We start from the raw sequence: 19371 nt of genomic DNA on the forward strand, positions 1-19371 counted from the left end.
CGCATGAGCGGCGCGAGCACCCCCGGGGTGGTGCGGGACGCGGCCGGTGGCCCGGTGGAGACCGGGCCACCGGGCCGGCCCGCCCGCGCCGCCTCCGGCACCAGGTCCGCCTATCCGCTCTATGTGGCGGGCAAGCTGGGCGGCGCCGCCGTCTCGCTGTTCGCCGTCCTCGTCACCAGCTTCTTCCTCTTCCGGATCATCCCCGGCGACCCGGTCAAGGCGATGACCCACGGCGTTCCGACGTCCGCGGCGCAGATGGCCACGCTGCGCAGGCAGTTCGGCCTCGATCTGCCGCTGTGGCAGCAGTTCACCGACTACTGCGCCAAGGCGCTGAGCGGGGACCTGGGCACCTCGTACCAGTTCCACGCGCCGGTCGGCGAGCTGATCACCGAGAAGCTGCCCGCGACGCTGCTGCTCACGGGCGCCGCCGTGGTGATCTACTCGGCGCTCGGGCTCTGGCTCGGTACGCGCTCAGCGTGGCGCAACGGCAGCCTCGGCGACCGGCTCAGCACCGGCGTGGCGCTCACGCTGTGGTCGGTGCCCGCCTTCTGGCTCGGTCTGCTGCTGATCATCTTCTTCTCGGTGGGCATCGGCCCGATCCCCGGCATGTTCCCCACCGGCGGGATGGAGTCGGGCGACACGACCGGCTTCGCGTACGTCGTGGACGTGGCGCACCACATGGTGCTGCCGGTGACCACCCTGGTCGCGGTCGGCTACGCGCAGACGCTGCTCGTCATGCGGTCCTCGCTGCTGGACGAGATGGGCGGCGACTATCTGACGACGGCCCGGGCGAAGGGGCTGCGGGACGACCTCGTACGCCGCAGGCACGCGGTGCCCAACGCGATGCTGCCCACGGTCACCATGGTCTTCATCAATCTGGGCCATGTGGCCGCCGGTTCGATCCTGGTCGAGACGGTCTTCTCCTGGCCGGGCCTCGGCGGGCTGTTCTACCAGGCGCTGAGCGTGCCCGATCTGCCGCTCGTCCAGGGGCTCTTCGTGGTCTTCGCCGGTGCCATGATCCTGGCGAACCTCCTCGCCGACCTGCTCTATCCGCTGCTCGATCCCCGGGTGGGCCGATGACACTGGAGAAAACGCCACCGACGCCGCCGACGCCGCGGACGCCCGCCGTCCCGGCGCCCCTCCCGGCCGCGCCGCCCCCGCGCTCGGCGGCCGCGCTCGCCCGCGCCCGCCGCCGCGCCTCGGTCGTCCGCTTCTGGCAGCGCTACCGCACCCATCGCGGCGGCCTCTTCGGTCTCGCCGGGCTCTCCCTCATCGCGCTGATCGCCCTGTTCGCACCGCTGCTCGTCGGCAGTGACGTGCGCAGTGTGACCAACGCGCCGGGCACGGCCCTGGAGGCACCGAGCGCGCGGTTCCCCCTCGGCACGGACCAGTTCGGGCGCTCGCTGCTCTCCCTGCTGATCTGGGGCTCGCGGGTCTCGCTGACCGTCGGGCTGCTGGCGGCCGCGCTGTCAGTGGCCATCGGTACGCTGGTCGGCATCGTCGCCGGGCACTACGGCGGCTGGTTCGCGACCGTGATCATGCGCGTCACCGACTGGTTCCTGGTGATGCCGACGCTCGTCCTGGCCATCGTGCTGGCCACGGTGATGTCCCGGTCGATCTGGACGGTGATCCTGGCGATCGGCGTCACCAGCTGGCCGACCACCGCACGGCTCGTACGGGCCCAGACCATCGCCGTCGAGTCCCGCCCCTACATCGAACGCGCGCGGGCCCTGGGCGGCGGACACCGGCACATCATGACGCGCCATGTGCTGCCCAATGTGATGCCGCTGGTGCTCGCGCAGACGACACTCGGGATCTCCGCCGCGATCCTGACGGAGGCGACCCTCGCCTTCCTCGGACTCGGCGATCCGATCATCATCTCGTGGGGCGGCATGCTCCAGGACGCGCGCGAGGCAGGCGCGGTCTCCTCCGGGCACTGGTGGTATCTGGCACCGCCCGGGATCGCCATCGCGTTCGTCGCGCTCGCCTTCACCCTCTGCGGCCGGGCCATCGAGTCCGTGCTCAATCCGAAGCTGGGGGTGTCCCGATGAGCACGCTGCTGGAGATCAGGGACCTGCGGGTGACCTACGGCTCCGGCTCCTCGGCCGTCCCCGCCGTACGGGGCCTCGACCTGACCCTGGAGCCGGGCAGCAAGCTGGGCATCGCGGGAGAGTCCGGCTGCGGCAAGTCCACGCTGGCGCTCGCCCTGCTGCGGCTGCTGCCGCCCTCGGCCACCCTGTCCGGGGAGATCCTGCTCGACGGCGAGGACATCCTCACCATGAAATGGGGCCGGCTGCGCGCCGTACGGTGGGCGGGCGCGTCGATCGTCTTCCAGGGCGCGATGCACTCGCTCAACGCCGTCCACCGCATCGGGGACCAGATCGCCGAGCCCGTGCTGCTGCACCGGCGCACCACCCCGGCCGCCGCCCGCCGGCGCGCCGCCGAGCTGCTGGAGCAGGTCGGCCTGTCGGCCAACCGCGTCGACGCCTACCCGCACGAACTCTCCGGCGGCCAGCGCCAGCGCGTGATGATCGCCATGGCGCTCGCCTGCGATCCCCGGCTGATCGTCGCGGACGAGCCGACCACCGCGCTCGACGTGATGATCCAGGCGCAGATCCTGCGGCTGATCGAGCAGCTCGTCGCCGACCAGAACATCAGCCTGCTCATGATCAGCCACGATCTGGCCGTACTCGCGGACACCTGCGACCGGCTCGCCGTGATGTACGCGGGCCGCGTCGTGGAGGAGGGCCCGGCGCGCGAGGTGTACGGCGCGGCGCTGCACCCGTACGGCAAGGCGCTCTCCGCCGCCTTTCCGCGCATCGGCGACCCGGCCTCGCGCCGCGCCCCGCGCGGGCTGCCGGGCGACCCGCCGGACCCCTCGGCGCTGCCGGGCGGCTGTACGTTCCATCCGCGCTGCCCGGTAGCCCTGGACCTCTGCGCCGAGCAGGACCAGGCGCTGCGGGACGCGGCCCCCGGCCGACGGGCGGCCTGCGTCCGGATCGACGCCCCGGTCCCGGCGGAGCCGCTGTCGTGACCGCCCCGTCCCAGGAGACCCCCATGACCTCCCTCCCCCTGCTCTCGGCGGCCGGACTGAACGTCACCTTCCCGGGCCGGCGCGGCGCCCCGCCCGCCCGTGCCGTCGACGGTGTCGATCTCGACATCGGCGCCGGGGAGATCGTGGCCCTCGTCGGTGAGTCCGGCTGCGGGAAGACCACCCTCGCGCGCACCCTGCTCGGTCTGGTCCCGCCCACGGCGGGCCGGGTCACCTTCGCCGGGGAGCCACTGTCGTACGGTTCGCGCGCCCTCAAGTCGTACCGCAAACGGGTGCAGTTGGTGCTCCAGGATCCGAGCGGCTCGCTCAACCCCCGGCACACCGTGTACGAGGCGGTCGCCGAGGGGCTGCGTATCCACGGCCACCTTGGCGACGAACGCGAGGCCGTCGCCTCGGCGCTGTCCCGGGCGGGACTTCGTCCGCCGGAACGATTCTTCCTGCGCTATCCGCACGAGCTGTCCGGCGGCCAGCGCCAGCGCGTCGTCATCGCGGGCGCGCTGGTCCTGGACCCCGAACTCCTCGTGGCCGACGAGCCGGTGGCCTCCCTCGACGCGTCGGTACGCGGTGAGATCCTGGCGCTGCTGCTCTCCTTGCGCGACGAACTCGGCCTGTCGGCACTGGTCGTGACGCACGACCTCGGGCTCGCGTGGAACATCGCGGACCGGGTCGCGGTGATGTACCTGGGCCGGATCGTGGAGACCGGTCCGGTCGAGGAGGTGCTGACGGCTCCTCAGCACCCGTACACCCAGGCGCTGTTGTCGGTACTCCCGGAGTCCCCCGTCGCTCCCGTGGTGCTCACCGGCGAGCCTCCGGATCCCTCCCGCATCCCGGAAGGCTGCCGCTTCCACGCCCGGTGCCAGGCCCTGGCGTCGGGCGAGGCGGACCGGGCGGGCGTCGCGGACAGCTGCCGCGGCACACCGCTGGTGGTGCTGACGGGCGGGGCGGGGGCGCAGGTGGCGTGCCACTTGCGGGGGTAGAGGGGACAGCGTGTCCACGGCTGACCGATCACGGTCCGCCATGCACGACAGACGGCTACGCGGTCAGCGCCCGCGCCTGTTTGACGTCGTCCGCCATCGCTTCGAGCAGGCCCTCGATCGAGTCGAACTTCCGCTGACCGCGCACGTACGCCTGGAAGTCGACGGTCACGTGCAGCCCGTACAGGTCCAGGCCGACGCGGTCGATCGCGTACGCCTCGACCGTGCGTTCCGTACCCTCGAACTGCGGGTTCGTGCCGACGGAGATCGCCGCCGGCATGCGTTCGCCGTCGGCCGTCAGCCAGCCCGCGTACACGCCGTCCGCCGGGATCGCGGTGTGCGGAAGGGTCTCGACGTTGGCCGTCGGGAAGCCCAGTTCGCGCCCGCGCTGGGCGCCCCGGACCACCACTCCCTCGACGCGGTGCGGGCGGCCGAGGATCTCGGCGGCGCCCCCGACATCGCCCTCGGCGACCAGTCTGCGGGTGAGCGTGGACGAGAAGGGCTCGCCGCCGCCCGCCTCGCCGGAGACGTGGAGGTCGATGACCTCGACCTCGTAGTCGTAGGTCGGGCCCAGATCGGCGAGGACGGCGACATTGCCCGCGGCCCGGTGGCCGAAGCGGAAGTTGGGGCCCTCGATGACGGCGCGGGCGTGCAACTTGTCGACCAGCACCTTGACGATGAAGTCGGCGGGCGAGAGCTGCGAGAAGGCGACGGTGAACGGCAGGATCAGCAGCGCGTCCACACCCAGGTCGGCCATCAGTTCGGCGCGCCGGTGGTGCGGGGCGAGCAGCGGCGGGTGGCTGCCGGGGCGTACGACCTCGCTGGGATGCGGGTCGAAGGTCACGACGACGGACGGGACGCCCAGCTCCCGCGCCCGCTCCACGGCCCGGCCGATGATCAGCTGGTGTCCTCGGTGCACCCCGTCGTAGGAACCGATGGTGACGACGCTGCGCCCCCAGTCCTGGGGGATGTCCTCCAAGCCACGCCAGCGCTGCACTGCGACCGCTCCTCGCCCGAACCCATGTACGTGATTTCCCATTGCGCAGCTCCAAGACTGCCATGCCCGGCGCCCAACCCCCTCACCGGCACCGGCGAACGCCGCTCGGACGGTGCGTGAGCCGGGCACGCCCCCCGTGCACCCGGCGGGCACTCCGTGCGCCCGGCCGATGGGGTGAATGAGGGGGGCGAGGTGGATAGACCTCTGTCGGAGGGGGATCGTGGAGCGGGCAGGCGTGCCTGCCCGCTCCACGACAAGTCCGCGCCCGGTCAGCCGAAGACCGCGAGGCTCTTCGCCTTGCCGTGCTGCTCCTCGACGAGCGCCACGAAGCGCCCCTCGGGGTCGAACACGGCGACCGGGCTCGTGGCGAACGCCGGTATGTCGAGCCGTACGCCGTTGATCAGCAGCTTGGCGCGCTTCTCGTCGACGTCCCAGCGCGCGAACGCCGCGGCGGCGGCGTCGGCGACCGGCATGACGGTCAGCTCCTCCTGGAGCTGGTCGAGCGTCTTCGCCGCGTCCAGCGCGTACGGGCCCACCCGGGTCCTGCGCAGCGCGGTGAGATGGCCGCCGACCCCGAGCCCGCCGCCCAGGTCGCGGGCGATGGCGCGGATGTACGTGCCGGACGAGCAGACGACGGAGACGATCAGGTCGAGGACCGGGGTGCCGTCCTCGGCGACGGCCTCGCGGACGTCGTACAGCCGGAAGGACGAGATGGTCACCGGCCGGGCCGGGATCTCGAACTCCTCGCCGCCGCGTACGCGCGCGTAGGAGCGCTTGCCGTCGATCTTGATGGCGCTGACCTTGGAGGGCACCTGCATGATGGGGCCGGTCAGGGCCGCGATCCCGGCGTCGATGGCCTCGCGCTTCACGGCGGAGGCGTCGGTGGCCGAGGTGATCTCTCCCTCGGCGTCGTCGGTCACGGTGTTCTGGCCGAGCCTGATGGTGCCGAGGTACTCCTTCTCGGTCAGCGCGAGGTGACCGAGGAGTTTCGTGGCCCGTTCCACACCGAGGACGAGAACGCCCGTGGCCATGGGGTCGAGGGTGCCGGCGTGGCCGACGCGCCGGGTCCTGGCGATCCCGCGCATCTTGGCGACGACGTCGTGCGAAGTGAAGCCCGACGGCTTGTCCACGATGACAAGCCCGTCGGGCGTCCTGTTCTGCTGAGTCATTCCGAGGCAGCGCCGTCCGTGCGGTCGGTCTCGCCGTCCGTGTCGGCGACGGCCTCGTCGTCCTTGCGGTACGGGTCGGCCCCGGCCGCGTACGTCTTGCCGGTCGACACCTCCCGTACCTCCGCGTCCTTGGCGCGCGCCTTGTCGAGGAGGTCCTCGATGGTGCGCGCGTTGTCCGGGAGGGCGTCGGGAACGAACGCCAGGGTCGGCGTGAAGCGGACGCCGGTCTGACGGCCCACCTCGGAGCGCAGAACGCCCTTGGCGCTCTCCAGGGCGGCGGCCGAGGCCGCGCGCTCCTCGTCGTCTCCGTAGACCGTGTAGAAGACCGTGGCCTCCCGCAGATCACCGGTGACGCGGGCGTCCGTGATGGTCACGAAGCCGAGTCGCGGGTCCTTGATACGCCGGTCCAGGGTCTCCGCGACCACGACCTGGATGCGATCGGCCAGCTTGCGGGCCCGCGCGTTGTCGGTCACCGGTCCGTCACTCTTCCTTCTGGGTTTCTTGTCGTGCAGGTCAGTCTTGCCGGCCGGTCAGTCGTCGGCGCCGTACAGCCGCCGCCGTACCGACAGCAGCTCCACCTCGGGGCGGCCCGCCACCATGCGTTCGCAGCGGTCGAGCACGTCCGTGAGATGTTCCCAGTCGCCGGACACCACCGCGAGGCCGATCTCGGTCCTGCGGTGGAGGTCCTGATCACCGGTCTCCGCCACGCTGACCGCGAATTTCCGGTGCAGTTCGGCGACGATCGGCCGGACGACAGAGCGTTTCTCCTTCAACGACCGTACGTCGCCGAGGAGCAGATCGAAGGACAGAGTCCCCACATACATGTATGTCCGGATGTCCCGCCGGTACGGGTTCGGATGGTCTGCCGGTGCTCGGCAGAGGCATCAGAACCGTACCTGGAACGGCCGGGGCCGATCGACGGATTTTCGTCCCGTCGACCGGCCCCGGACGGCAGATGTACGTCAGCCTCGCGGCTTCTCGCGCATCTCGTACGTCGCGATGACGTCGTCGATCTTGATGTCGTTGAAGTTTCCGAGGTTGATACCGCCCTCGTAGCCTTCGCGGATCTCGGTGACGTCGTCCTTGAAGCGGCGCAGACCCTGGATGTTGAGGTCTTCCGCGATGACCTTGCCGTCGCGGATGAGCCGGGCCTTGGTGTTGCGCTTGACCTCGCCGGAGCGGATGAGAACACCCGCGATGTTGCCCAGCTTGGACGAGCGGAAGATCTCGCGGATCTCCGCCGTGCCCAGCTCGACCTCTTCGTACTCCGGCTTGAGCATGCCCTTGAGGGCCGCTTCGATCTCTTCGATCGCCTGGTAGATGACCGAGTAGTACCGGACGTCCACGCCTTCGCGCTCGGCCATCTGCGCGGCACGCCCTGCGGCGCGCACGTTGAAGCCGATCACGATGGCGTCGGAGCCCATCGCCAGGTCGATGTCCGACTCGGTGACCGCACCCACACCGCGGTGCAGGACGCGGATGTCGACCTCGTCGCCGACGTCGAGCTGGAGCAGCGAGGACTCGAGAGCCTCCACCGAACCGGACGCGTCGCCCTTGATGATGAGGTTGAGTTCCTGCACCAGACCGGCCTTGAGGGCCTCGTCCAGGTTCTCCAGGGAGAACCGGACGCCCCTGCGGGCGAACGCCGCGTTCCGCTCACGAGCGGCGCGCTTCTCGGCGATCTGCCGGGCGGTGCGGTCCTCGTCGACGACCAGGAAGTTGTCGCCGGCGCCGGGGACGTTGGTGAGACCCAGGACCAGGACGGGCGTCGAAGGCGTCGCCACGTCGACGTTGTTGCCGTTGTCGTCGAGCATCGCCCTGACCCGGCCGTACGCGTCACCGGCGACCATCGTGTCGCCGACGCGCAGCGTGCCGCGCTGGACGAGCACGGTGGCGACGGCGCCGCGACCGCGGTCGAGGTGGGCCTCGATGGCGATACCCTGCGCGTCCTGTTCCGGGTTGGCCCGGAGGTCGAGCGAGGCGTCCGCGGTGAGGACCACGGCCTCCAGCAGGCTGTCGATGTTCAGACCCTGCTTGGCGGAGATGTCGACGAACATGGTGTCGCCGCCGTACTCCTCGGCCACGAGACCGAACTCGGTGAGCTGACCGCGCACCTTGGTCGGGTCGGCACCCTCGACGTCGATCTTGTTGACCGCGACCACGATCGGCACACCGGCCGCCTTGGCGTGGTTCAGCGCCTCGATCGTCTGGGGCATCACACCGTCGTTGGCCGCGACCACGAGGATCGCGATGTCGGTGGACTTGGCACCACGGGCACGCATGGCGGTGAACGCCTCGTGACCCGGGGTGTCGATGAAGGTGATCTTGCGCTCGTCACCGTTGACCTCGGTGGCGACCTGGTACGCACCGATGTGCTGCGTGATACCGCCGGCCTCGCCCGCGACGACGTTCGTCTTGCGGATCGCGTCCAGCAGCCTGGTCTTACCGTGGTCGACGTGACCCATGACGGTCACGACCGGCGGACGGGAGACGAGTGCTTCCTCGCCGCCCTCGTCCTCGCCGAACTCGATGTCGAAGGACCCGAGCAGCTCGCGGTCCTCCTCCTCGGGGCTGACGATCTCGACGACGTAGTTCATCTCGCCGGCGAGGACCTGAAGGGTCTCGTCGGAGACGGACTGCGTGGCCGTGACCATCTCGCCGAGGTTCATCATCACGGCGACGAGCGACGCCGGGTTGGCGTTGATCTTCTCCGCGAAGTCGGTGAGGGAGGCACCGCGCGACAGCCGGACCGTCTGGCCCTGGCCGCGCGGCAGCATGACGCCGCCGACCGACGGGGCCTGCATGGCCTCGTACTCCTGGCGCCTCTGCCGCTTCGACTTGCGGCCGCGACGGGCGGGCCCGCCGGGACGGCCGAAGGCGCCCTGTGTGCCACCGCGACCGCCGGGACCACCCGGACGTCCGCCGAAGCCGGGACGGCCACCGCCGCCACCGAAGCCACCGCCACCGGGACGACCCGGGGCACCGCCGCCACCGCCGGGACGGCCGGCGAAGCCGCCACCGCCACCACCGGGACGACCGGCGAAGCCGCCGCCGCCACCGGGACGACCGCCGCCACCGGCACCCGCCGGACGGCCGGGGCCGCCGGGACCGCGGCCACCGCCGGGGCCACCGCCGGGACGCGGGCCGGCAGCGGGACGCTGCGGCATCATGCCCGGGTTGGGACGGTTACCACCGGGGCCACCGCCGGGACCCGCGGCCCTGGGGGCCTGCGGACGCGGCATGCCGCCGGGGCTCGGACGGCCGCCGCCGGACTGACCACCGGGACCGGCCTGGGGGCGGGGACCGCCACCCTGACCGGCGCCCTGCGGACGCGGGCCGCCGGGGGCACCCTGGCCGCCGGGGCGCGGGGCGCCGCCGGGACGGGGCGCCTGGGGGCGCGCCATTCCGGTCGAGCCACCCGAGGTGAAGGGGTTGTTGCCCGGACGCGGGCCCGCGGGGCGGGCGCCGGGACGCGGGGCCTGGCCGGGGCGCGCGCCGCCGGAGCGGCCGCCCTGACGCTGGTCGCCGCCGCGCTGGTCTGCCGGACGGTCGCTCTGGCGCTGGTCACCCTGACCGCCCGCGGGGCGGGCGGAGGGACGCGGGCCGGGCGTGGCACCGGGCCGGGGACCGGCGGCCGGGGCCGACGGGGGCGCGGTGAACTCCGGGACCGACGGCGCGGCGGGCGCCGGCTTGGCGGCCGGGGCGGGCCGGGGGGCCGGTGCCGGACGCGGGCCGGGAGTCGGCGCCGCGGAGGGGGTGCTGCTCTTGGGGGCCTCGGCGGCGGCCGGCTTGGGGGCCGGGACGCCGGGCTTCGGGGCAGCGGGACGTGCCGCCTGCGCCGGTGAGGGCGCGGCGGGGCGGGCGGGGGTCGCCTTGCGGGGCGCCCCGGGCTTCGCAGCGGGCTTGCCGGCGTTGCCGCCGGGCCCCTGGAGAGCATCAGTCAATTTGCGTACAACCGGCGCCTCGATGGTCGAGGAAGCCGAACGGACGAATTCACCGAGTTCTTGGAGCTTGGCCATGACGACCTTGCTCTCGACGCCGAACTCCTTGGCGAGTTCGTATACCCGGACCTTAGCCACTTCGCTCCTTTTAGGTCCGGGTTACCGCCGGACCGTCGCTACTTCATGGGCGTACTCATCGCGTACTCATCGAGTGCTCATCGCAATCTCGACCTACTTCCAACTCGCGAGGTACCTGAACCGCACGGGGCTCCGTGCCGTACTTCTTCTTACGACGCTGTGTGCGCCGTGTCTGTGCCGATGGCCGTGCTCGTCCCGACGGTCCGGCGCAGTTCCGCGCTGTCGAGCGGTCCCTGGACCCGGAAGGCCCGTGGGAACGCCCGGCGGCGGACCGCCAGATCGAGACAGTTCGAGGCGGGGTGTGTGTACGCACCCCGGCCGGGCAGCGTACCGCGTAGATCGGGAACGCATTGTTCACCGATCAGCACGATGCGCAGCAGATCGCTCTTGGCCGCTCGCTTCCGGCAGCCCACGCAGGTTCGCTCAGGGCAGGCTCGGTCGTTCGTCCGGCCAGACACGTTCAAGTCTACCTCCCCGCGCCGACCTCACCCCTCTGGGGTAATGCTCGAACGCTTGCATGACACCTGGACGTCCGGAGATCACGCCCGGATCGTTACCCGCGAGTACTTTCGTCGCGGCTCTCGTCGGGCTCGGTGTCGGGACGGATGTCGATGCGCCAGCCGGTGAGCCGCGCGGCGAGGCGGGCGTTCTGCCCTTCCTTGCCGATGGCCAGCGACAGCTGGTAGTCCGGCACGGTCACCCGCGCGGAGCGGGCTCCCAGGTCGACCACCTCGACCTTGCTGACCCGCGCCGGGGAGAGCGCGTGCGCCACCATGTCGGCCGGGTCGTCCGACCAGTCGACGATGTCGATCTTCTCGCCGTGCAGCTCGGCCATGACGTTGCGCACACGCGCGCCCATCGGGCCGATGCAGGCGCCCTTGGCATTGAGACCGGACCGTGTCGAACGTACGGCGATCTTGCTGCGGTGACCGGCCTCGCGGGCGATCGCCGTGATCTCGACCGAACCGTCCGCGATCTCCGGGACCTCCAGCTCGAAGAGCTTCTTGACCAGGTTGGGATGGGTGCGCGAGAGCGTCACGGACGGACCGCGCACGCCCCGGGCCACCCGCACGACGTACGTGCGCAGCCGCAGCCCGTGGACGTACTCCTCGCCCGGCACCTGCTCCTGCACCGGCAGGATGGCCTCCAGCTTGTCGTCCAGCCTGACCAGGACGTTCTTCGGGTCCTTGCCCTGCTGGACCAGGCCGGCGACGATGTCGCCCTCGCGGCGGGCGTACTCGCCGAAGGTCACGTCGTTCTCGGCGTCCCGCAGCCGCTGCTGGATCACCTGGCGGGCGGTGGTGGCGGCGATCCGGCCGAAGTCCGACGGGGTGTCGTCGAACTCCTTGGGCTCCTGCCCCTCCTCCAGATCCGCCGGGTCCTCCTTGGCCCAGACCGTGACATGGCCGTTGTCCCGGCCGATGACGGCACGGGCGCGCCGGTGGCTGCCGTCCGTGCGGTGGTAGGCGATGAGGAGGGCGGATTCGATCGCCTCGACCAGCAGATCGAAGGGGATCTCCTTCTCTTGTGCCAAGCCCTTCAGGAGCTTCACATCGATGTCCACGGCTACGCCTCCTCTTCCTTCTTGTCCTTGCGGTTGAACTCGATCTCCACGCGCGCCTTGGCGATCTGCGCGAACTCGATCCGGCGGGCGGTGGGCTTGCGCCCCTTCACGCCCGGCACTTCGAGATCGAGTCCCGTGTCGTCGACGGCCAGGATGCGGGCCACCAGCTCATCGCCGTCGACCGGCTGGATGCGGGCCAGCCGGGAGACGGCGCGTACGTAGTGGCGATGCTCGGTCAGCGGGCGCTCGGCGCCGGGGGAGGTCACTTCGAGCTGGTACTCGTCCTCGCCCATCGCGTCCGTCTCGTCCAGCTTCTCGGAGAGGGAGCGGCTCAGCTCGGCGCACTCGTCGAGGTCCACGCCCTCGTCAGAGTCCACCACGATCCTCAGCACCCGACGCCTGCCCGCCCGGGACAGCTCGATCTCTTCCAGATCCAGGTCCTTCGCGCTGACGAGCGGTTCCAGCAGTCCGCGCAGCCTCTCGCTCTGGGTCGTGCTCATCCGGGTGACTCCTCGGCCGCGTGTGCTGTTGTGGGATCGTCGCGTGTCAGATCGGTGTGGGTCGGATCAAAGGGTATCCGGTCCCAGGGGGTGTTGCCGTCCACGTACGGGTGACCCGCGGGTACGCTCGCCTGCGGTGATCATCGCGAAGCCCGAGGAGAGACGCGTGGGGCGCACGGGGACGACACGCAGGCACGCGCTCATGGCGGCGGGCGCGACGGGGGCCGGGCTGCTGACCGCCTGCTCCTCGGACGGCTCCGCGGACGGGACGCTGTCCCCGAACGCGGTGGCGCGGGCCGCCCGCGAACAGACCGCGCTGCGGCGGCGGTCGGCGGAGAGCAGCGAGGCGCTGCTGCGCGAGTACGACGCGGTGCTGACCCGGCATCCGGGACAGCGCGGACGGCTGGCCCCGCTGCGGGCCGCGGTCGCGCGCCATGTGTCGGCGCTGGGGCCCGGCGGGAGCGAGCGGGACCGGGACGGAGAAGCGGAAAAACCTTCCGCCTCACCCTCCACCTCCGCCTCGCCCTCCCCGTCCCACTCGCCCGCGCCTCCCGTGGCTTCCGTCTCCCCCTCCCCGTCGTCCACTCTCGCGGGCGCGCCGGCCGTCGCCCCCGAGCCGGCGGAGGCGCTCAAGGCGCTGGCCGCCGCCGAGCGCCGCACCAGCGACGCGCACACCGGCGCCCTCGTGACGGCCTCCCCCGAACTGGCCAGGCTGCTGGCCTCGGTGGCCGCGGCGAACGCCGCCCACGCCTATCTGCTGACCGAAGGAGCACGCTCGTGACCACCCGTGCGCTGACCGCCGCGCAGGCGGCGCTCGCCGCGGAGCACGCCGCCGTGTACGGGTACGGCGTCGTCGGCGGCCGGATCGGCGACAACCGCCGCGCCGAGGCCACCGCCGCGTACGCGGCCCACCGTGCCCGGCGCGACGCGCTGGCCAGGACCGTGCGCGACCTGGGCGGCAGGCCCGAGGCAGCGGCGGCGGCGTACGCCCTGCCGTTCACGGTGCCGGACGCGTCCGCCGCCGTACGGCTGGCCGCCGAGCTGGAGGACCGGGTCGCGGGCGTCTACTCCGATCTCGTCCGGGCCGCCGAGGGGCCGCTGCGCCGGGAGGCGGCGGGCGCGCTGCGGGAGGCGGCGGTGCGGGCGGTGCGCTGGCGCGGCGGCGGCGTAGCCTTTCCTGGGCTCGCCGAGCGCGCGTGAGCCCGTGAACGGTGAAGGGGAACGACGCACGTATGGGTTTCGAACCGCCGCGACGACTGGTGCGCTCGCTCGCCGAGAAGTACGGGGAGCCACCCGCCGCCGAGTGGCTCGGGCGGCTGTCCGAGGCCGCCGGGGAGGCGGTAGCCCGGCGCGGCCTGGAGGTCGAGCGGGTCATCGCGCCGGGCGGCAGGAGCGCTCTGCTCCTCCTCGTACGGCGGTCCGACGGCTCCCCCGCCACGCTCAAGATCGCGCCGCCCTTCGCCGGCCCCGCCCCGGAGCGGGCCGCGCTGGCGTGCTGGCAGGGGTGGGGCTCGGTGCGGCTCCTCGACGACGCGCCGCCGGAGCCGGACCACGCGCTGCTGCTGGAGCGTCTGCACCCCGAGATCTCGCTGCGCTCCCTGCCCGAGGCCAAGGCGCTGCTGGAGGCCGCCGACACCGTGCGCAAGCTGTGGGTCGAGCCGCCGGCCGGCCATGCCTTCGAGACGGTGGCCGAGCGGACGGACCGTCAGGCGGAGGCGCTGCGGGCCACGTCGGGCGACGAGCCCTTCGCCCCGCTCGTCTCCGCCGCGCTGGCCGCCCGTGACGAACTGTGCGCCGACGCCTCGGCGGAGGCGGTGCTCCTGCACGGCGCCTTCCGCCAGGGCAAGGTCCTGGCCGGTGACCGCGCGCCCTGGCTCGCGGTGGGTCCCGAGCCGCTGATCGGTGAGCGGGCCTACGACCTGGCCCGGCTGGCCCGCGACCGGGTGGAGGATCTCGTCGCCTCCGACGCGGGTGCCTCCTCGGCCCGCCGTCGCCTCAACCGGCTGGCCGACTCGCTGGATCTGGACCGGGAGCGGCTGCGCGGCTGGACCCTCTTCCGCGCGGTGGAGTCGGGCGTACGGGCCTGGCGGGCGGAGCGCCCGCAGAGCGCGGAACTGCTGCTGGAGTACGCGGGCTGGCTGTGAGAACGGCGCGGGGGCGGGGTGCGGCGTGCGTGCCGTACCCCGCCCCTCCCTCGTTCCGGTGTCTCAGGCGGTCAGGCGCGCGACGGCCTCCGCGACCGTCAGCTCCTCGCGCTCACCCGTACGGCGGTCCTTCAGCTCCACCACGCCGTCGGCGGAGCGGCGCCCGGCGACCAGGATCTTCGGGACCCCGATCAGCTCGGCGTCCGTGAACTTCACGCCGGGCGAGACGCCGGGGCGCTCGTCCACCAGCACCCGCAGACCGGCCGCCGCGAGCTGCTCGGACACGTCGAGCGCCAGCTCCGTCTGGAGCGCCTTGCCCGCAGCGACGACATGGACGTCGGCCGGGGCGATCTCCCGCGGCCAGCACAGGCCCTGCTCGTCGGCGGTCTGCTCGGCGAGCGCGGCGACGGCGCGCGAGACGCCGATGCCGTACGAGCCCATGGTCACCCGGACGGGCTTGCCCTGCTGGCCGAGGACGTCGAGCTGGAAGGTGTCGGCGTACTTGCGGCCGAGCTGGAAGATGTGGCCGATCTCGATGGCGCGGTCGAGCTTGAGGCCCGCGCCGCAGGCGGGGCAGGGGTCGCCCGCCTCGACAACGACCACGTCCAGGTAGTCGTCGACCTCGAAGTCACGGCCCACGACGACGTTGCGCGCGTGCGTGTCGGGCTTGTTGGCGCCGGTGACCCAGGCCGTGCCGGACGCGACGCGCGGGTCGGCGATGTAGCGGATCTTGAGGCCCTGGGGGCCGACGTAGCCCCGTACGAGATCCGGCCGGTCCACGAAGTCCTCGGCCGTCACCAGCTCCACGACCGCCGGGGCGAGGTGCTCACCGAGCTTGCCGAGGTCCACTTCGCGGTCGCCGGGCACGCCCACGGCGGTGATCTCGCCGTCGACCTTGACGAGGAGGTTCTTCAGCGTGGCGGAGGCGGGGACGCCGAGGTGGGCGGCGAGCGTCTCGATGGTCGGCGTGTCGGGGGTGTCCAGCTCCTCGACCGGTCCGTGCTCGACGGCCTCGGCCGCCGGGGCCTGGAAGGTCACGGCCTCGGTGTTGGCGGCGTAGTCGCAGTTCGGACAGTCCACGAAGGTGTCCTCGCCGGCCCCGGCCGGGGCCAGGAACTCCTCGGAGGCCGAGCCGCCCATCGCGCCGGAGATCGCCGAGACGATCCGGTAGTCGAGGCCGAGGCGCGCGAAGATCTTCTGGTACGCGGCGCGGTGCAGCGCGTACGACTCGGCCAGGCCCTCGTCGGTGGTGTCGAAGGAGTACGAGTCCTTCATCTGGAACTCGCGGCCGCGCAGCACGCCGGAGCGGGGGCGGGCCTCGTCGCGGTACTTCGTCTGGATCTGGTAGAGCATCACCGGCAGGTCCTTGTAGGACGTGCACTGGTCCTTGACGACGAGGGTGAAGATCTCCTCGTGCGTCGGGCCGAGCAGATAGTCGGCGCCCTTGCGGTCCTTGAGGCGGAACAGCAGGTCGCCGTACTCCTCCCAGCGCCCGCTGGCCTCGTACGGCTCCCGGGGCAGCAGCGCGGGCAGCAGCACCTCCTGCGCGCCGATCGCGTCCATCTCCTCGCGGACGACGCGGGAGATGTTGTCGAGGACCTTCTTGCCCAGCGGCAGCCAGCTCCACAGACCGGCGGACGTACGGCGGACGTATCCGGCGCGGACGAGCAGCTTGTGGCTGAGGGTCTCGGCGTCCGCCGGGTCGTCGCGCAATGTCTTGGCCATCAAACGGGACATGCGCTGGACCTGGGACATGGGGAGCACTCCTGCGTTCTGCGTTCTCTCGGCTGTTGTCAGGAGGTTAGCCGGGGCGCGGGGGCAGGCGGAAATCAGATTCCCCCGGCGCCCGGCCTGCGCAGCGGGAGCGGTGCGCCCATCACGGCGTACGGCTTGGGCGCGCTGGGGAAGTGGACGCGGCGGGCGAGATCCTCGTAGCCGAGCGAGCGGTACATCCGGCGGGCCGGGCTCTCGATGTCGATGGCGGACAGGATCGAGCGGGGCTGGGTGGCGTTGTCGGTGATCGTGGTGATCAGGGCGCGGCCGATGCCCCGCGCCTGGTACGCGGGGTGGACGTGCAGCTCGGTGATCACGAACGACTCGTCCAGCCAGCCGTCGGCGCCGGTGACGCGCAGATACGGCTGGACCACGGTGGACCACCAGTGGGCGCGGTCGTTGGGCATCCCGTACACGAATCCGACGAGCCGGCCCTCCTCGGTGGTCGCGCCGAGGGCGCGGCAGCCGGGCTGCAGGAGGTGGCGCAGGACGATGTGGCGGCGTACGTCGATCTCTTCCTCGCTGAGCCCGAAGGCGAGGGCCTGCACGGCGAGCGCCTCGTCCACGCGGGCGGCGAGATCGACGGGGCCCACCTGTACCTCGGGGGTCCTGGGGCTGTCCCCTGGAATGCTCGGCATGGGCGGAACCCTACGGTGGGAACGGTCAGAACAGCACGCTCATGAAGGCACCCACTTCGCGGAAGCCGACGCGGCGGTAGGCGGCCCTGGCTGGGGCGTTGTAGTCGTTGACGTACAGGCTCACAACGGGGGCGACATCGGCCAGCGCGTACCGTACGACGGCCGCCATGCCGGACTCGGACAGGCCCTGGCCCCGGTACGCGGGGTCGACCCACACGCCCTGGATCTGGCAGGCCTGCCGGGTGGCGGCGCCGATCTCGGCCTTGAAGAGGACCCGGTCGCCCTCGATTCGCGCGAATGACCGACCGGCGCCCACCAGTTCGGCCACCCGCGCCTGGTAGAGAAGCCCGCCGTCCCCGGCGAGGGGCGAGACGCCGACCTCCTCGGTGAACATGGCCACGCAGGCGGGCATGATCACTTCCAGCTCGTCCTTGCGGATCCGGCGTACGAAGGGATCGGGCGCTATCTCCGGGGAGAGCTGTTCGGTGACCATCAGCGGCTGGTGGGCACGGACCTCGCGGGCCGGCCCCCAGCTGGGCTCCAGCAGCCGCCAGAGCTGGGCGGTGGCCTCGGCGGGGCCGACGATCGAGGAGCAGCGGCGGCCGGTCCTGCGGGCGCGGTCGGCGAAGGCGCGGACGGCCTCGGGGGTGGCGCAGATGGGGACGAGATTGGCTCCGGCGTAGCAGAGCGAGCGCAGCCGCCCGTCCGCGTACCAGCCCCACATCTCGCCGCCGAGGCGCCAGGGGTCGAGCCCCGCGACCCGCACGCGGGCTGTCACGAAGGCGTTGGCGACGGGCTCGCTCTCCAGGATGGCGAGCGCGGCGCCGAGTTCGCTGGGTTCGAGGACCCGGGTGGTGGTCTGCGTCAACACGAGGGGGCCTCACACCGTACGACTGCTGATCTCCGCACTGTACCTGCCGATTCTGTGGTACGCCGCTCGCGGGAGCCGGGGCCTGGGTCGCCGGGGGCGGGGCGGCCGGGCGGGGGGCGGACTCCGAGCGGGCTCCGGGCGGGCGGCGGGTGCGGAACGGGGCGGGTCCCGGGGCCGGTGCCCGGAGGGGCGGTGGCCGCGGGACCCTGTTGTCCTGTCCGTGCTGTCCGTGCTGTGCTGCGTGCTGCGCCGTGCTGTCCTGTCCGTGACCGGCCTTGGGCCGGGGGACGGGGTGGTCAGCTGACGGAGACCTCGGGCTCGCCGGAGGCGATGCCGTCCTTCTCCATCTGCTCGGCGATCTTCATGGCCTCGTCGATGAGGGTCTCCACGATCTTCGACTCGGGAACGGTCTTGATGACCTCGCCCTTCACGAAGATCTGGCCCTTGCCGTTGCCGGAGGCGACCCCGAGGTCCGCCTCACGCGCCTCGCCCGGACCGTTCACCACACAGCCCATGACGGCCACCCGCAGCGGGACCTCCATGCCCTCCAGGCCCGCGGTGACCTCCTCGGCCAGCTTGTACACATCGACCTGCGCCCGACCGCACGACGGGCACGAGACGATCTCCAGCCGACGCGGCTTCAGGTTCAGCGACTCCAGGATCTGGATCCCGACCTTGACCTCCTCGGCCGGCGGCGCCGACAGCGAGACCCGGATCGTGTCCCCGATCCCCTCGCTCAGCAGCGCGCCGAACGCGACCGCCGACTTGATCGTCCCCTGGAACGCGGGACCCGCCTCGGTCACTCCCAGGTGCAGGGGGTAGTCGGACTGCGCCGCGAGCTGGCGGTACGCGTTCACCATGATCACCGGGTCGTTGTGCTTCACCGAGATCTTGATGTCGCGGAAGCCGTGCTCCTCGAACAGCGACGCCTCCCACAGGGCCGACTCCACCAGCGCCTCGGGGGTCGCCTTCCCGTACTTGCGCAGCAGCCGCGCGTCCAGCGATCCCGCGTTCACCCCGATGCGAATCGGCGTTCCCGCGTCTCCCGCCGCCCTCGCGATCTCCTTGACCTTGTCGTCGAACTGCTTGATGTTTCCCGGATTCACCCGGACCGCCGCGCATCCCGCGTCGATCGCCGCGAACACGTATTTCGGCTGGAAATGAATATCCGCGATCACCGGGATCTGCGACTTCCGCGCGATCACCGACAACGCGTCGGCGTCGTCCTGCGTGGGACACGCGACCCGCACGATCTGGCAACCCGACGCCGTCAACTCCGCGATCTGCTGCAACGTCGCACCGATGTCCGACGTCCGCGTCGTCGTCATCGACTGCACCGACACCGGCGCGTCGCCGCCGACCGCCACCGACCCGACCTGGATCTGGCGGCTGACCCTTCGGTCTGCGAGCTTCGTCGGAACGGAGGGCATTCCGAGAGAAATTGCGGTCATCTGCTGTGCAACCCCAAGGTGTGGATCGAGGTCCCGATATCGGCGGGCTCCAGCCTCCGAGATTACGCCACCGTGCGCGACGGGAGCACATCCTCGTGAAAACTCCACCCAAAGGTCAGCGGCCGGACACGCATGGTGTCCGGCCGCGGTGAACCGGGG

19 protein-coding genes are annotated in these 19371 nt (G+C 71.9%); 7 read left to right on the forward strand and 12 right to left on the reverse strand.

Features of this window, described 5'->3' with window-relative positions; genetic code table 11:
- Positions 1–3: 3 nt before the first annotated feature.
- Genes OG627_RS07860 through OG627_RS07875 form a run of 4 tightly spaced genes read left to right on the forward strand, consistent with a single transcriptional unit; the run spans position 4 to position 4029 of the window.
- Positions 4–1080, forward strand: coding sequence for an ABC transporter permease (locus OG627_RS07860; RefSeq protein WP_329062802.1), 1077 nt, complete (start codon positions 4–6; stop codon positions 1078–1080).
- A complete protein-coding gene (locus tag OG627_RS07865; RefSeq protein WP_329062804.1) occupies positions 1077–2051 on the forward strand; it encodes an ABC transporter permease in 975 nt (324 codons plus the stop codon). Before OG627_RS07860 ends, OG627_RS07865 begins: the two co-directional genes overlap by 4 nt.
- Positions 2048–3034, forward strand: a complete 987-nt coding sequence (locus tag OG627_RS07870; RefSeq protein ID WP_329062807.1) for an ABC transporter ATP-binding protein — start codon at positions 2048–2050, stop codon at positions 3032–3034. Before OG627_RS07865 ends, OG627_RS07870 begins: the two co-directional genes overlap by 4 nt.
- A gap of 23 nt (positions 3035–3057) precedes the next feature.
- Positions 3058–4029: an ABC transporter ATP-binding protein gene (locus tag OG627_RS07875; RefSeq protein WP_329062808.1), complete on the forward strand. Its 972-nt coding sequence runs from the start codon at positions 3058–3060 to the stop codon at positions 4027–4029.
- Positions 4030–4084: 55 nt separating this feature from the next.
- Here OG627_RS07875 and OG627_RS07880 read toward each other — a convergent pair whose 3' ends face one another.
- From OG627_RS07880 to rimP, 8 genes are all read right to left on the reverse strand, one after another.
- The gene (locus tag OG627_RS07880; RefSeq protein ID WP_329062810.1) at positions 4085–5023 is read right to left on the reverse strand and encodes a bifunctional riboflavin kinase/FAD synthetase; all 939 of its coding nucleotides are present in this window, start codon (positions 5021–5023) and stop codon (positions 4085–4087) included.
- Positions 5024–5292: 269 nt separating this feature from the next.
- Positions 5293–6192, reverse strand: a complete 900-nt coding sequence (gene truB / locus OG627_RS07885; RefSeq protein WP_329062812.1) for a tRNA pseudouridine(55) synthase TruB — start codon at positions 6190–6192, stop codon at positions 5293–5295.
- A complete protein-coding gene (gene rbfA / locus OG627_RS07890) occupies positions 6189–6665 on the reverse strand; it encodes a 30S ribosome-binding factor RbfA (protein WP_329062814.1) in 477 nt (158 codons plus the stop codon). The genes truB and rbfA overlap by 4 nt, the downstream gene beginning before the upstream one ends.
- 57 nt (positions 6666–6722) lie before the next feature.
- Positions 6723–7016, reverse strand: coding sequence for a DUF503 domain-containing protein (locus OG627_RS07895; RefSeq protein ID WP_329062816.1), 294 nt, complete (start codon positions 7014–7016; stop codon positions 6723–6725).
- Positions 7017–7154: 138 nt separating this feature from the next.
- Positions 7155–10271, reverse strand: a complete 3117-nt coding sequence (gene infB / locus OG627_RS07900) for a translation initiation factor IF-2 (RefSeq protein ID WP_329062818.1) — start codon at positions 10269–10271, stop codon at positions 7155–7157.
- Positions 10272–10420: 149 nt separating this feature from the next.
- A complete protein-coding gene (locus OG627_RS07905; protein ID WP_329072469.1) occupies positions 10421–10729 on the reverse strand; it encodes a YlxR family protein in 309 nt (102 codons plus the stop codon).
- A 95-nt stretch (positions 10730–10824) separates the two neighbouring features.
- Positions 10825–11835 carry a transcription termination factor NusA gene (gene nusA / locus OG627_RS07910; RefSeq protein WP_329062820.1) on the reverse strand — a complete coding sequence of 337 codons (1011 nt, stop codon included), beginning with the start codon at positions 11833–11835 and terminating at the stop codon, positions 10825–10827.
- A 2-nt stretch (positions 11836–11837) separates the two neighbouring features.
- On the reverse strand, positions 11838–12335 hold the full coding sequence (gene rimP, locus OG627_RS07915; RefSeq protein ID WP_329062822.1) for a ribosome maturation factor RimP: 498 nt from the start codon (positions 12333–12335) through the stop codon (positions 11838–11840).
- A gap of 136 nt (positions 12336–12471) precedes the next feature.
- Between rimP and OG627_RS07920 the strand changes: the two genes are divergently transcribed.
- Genes OG627_RS07920 through OG627_RS07930 form a run of 3 tightly spaced genes read left to right on the forward strand, consistent with a single transcriptional unit; the run spans position 12472 to position 14479 of the window.
- Complete coding sequence (locus OG627_RS07920; RefSeq protein ID WP_329062824.1) at positions 12472–13116, forward strand: hypothetical protein; 645 nt, start codon at positions 12472–12474, stop codon at positions 13114–13116.
- The gene (locus tag OG627_RS07925; protein WP_329062826.1) at positions 13113–13535 is read left to right on the forward strand and encodes a ferritin-like domain-containing protein; all 423 of its coding nucleotides are present in this window, start codon (positions 13113–13115) and stop codon (positions 13533–13535) included. The genes OG627_RS07920 and OG627_RS07925 overlap by 4 nt, the downstream gene beginning before the upstream one ends.
- A 32-nt stretch (positions 13536–13567) precedes the next feature.
- Positions 13568–14479, forward strand: a complete 912-nt coding sequence (locus OG627_RS07930) for an aminoglycoside phosphotransferase family protein (RefSeq protein ID WP_329062828.1) — start codon at positions 13568–13570, stop codon at positions 14477–14479.
- Positions 14480–14542: 63 nt separating this feature from the next.
- Here OG627_RS07930 and OG627_RS07935 read toward each other — a convergent pair whose 3' ends face one another.
- The 4 genes from OG627_RS07935 to ispG all read right to left on the reverse strand — a co-directional run bounded on the left by OG627_RS07935 (position 14543) and on the right by ispG (position 19212).
- The gene (locus OG627_RS07935; protein WP_329062830.1) at positions 14543–16234 is read right to left on the reverse strand and encodes a proline--tRNA ligase; all 1692 of its coding nucleotides are present in this window, start codon (positions 16232–16234) and stop codon (positions 14543–14545) included.
- Between the two features lie 74 nt (positions 16235–16308).
- A complete protein-coding gene (locus OG627_RS07940; protein ID WP_329062832.1) occupies positions 16309–16890 on the reverse strand; it encodes a GNAT family N-acetyltransferase in 582 nt (193 codons plus the stop codon).
- Positions 16891–16915: 25 nt separating this feature from the next.
- Positions 16916–17761, reverse strand: coding sequence for a GNAT family N-acetyltransferase (locus tag OG627_RS07945; RefSeq protein WP_329062834.1), 846 nt, complete (start codon positions 17759–17761; stop codon positions 16916–16918).
- A gap of 296 nt (positions 17762–18057) precedes the next feature.
- Positions 18058–19212, reverse strand: coding sequence for a flavodoxin-dependent (E)-4-hydroxy-3-methylbut-2-enyl-diphosphate synthase (gene ispG / locus OG627_RS07950; RefSeq protein ID WP_329062836.1), 1155 nt, complete (start codon positions 19210–19212; stop codon positions 18058–18060).
- Positions 19213–19371: the final 159 nt, after the last annotated feature.

It is taken from the genome of Streptomyces sp. NBC_01429 (genome assembly GCF_036231945.1).
Lineage (GTDB): Bacteria > Actinomycetota > Actinomycetes > Streptomycetales > Streptomycetaceae > Streptomyces.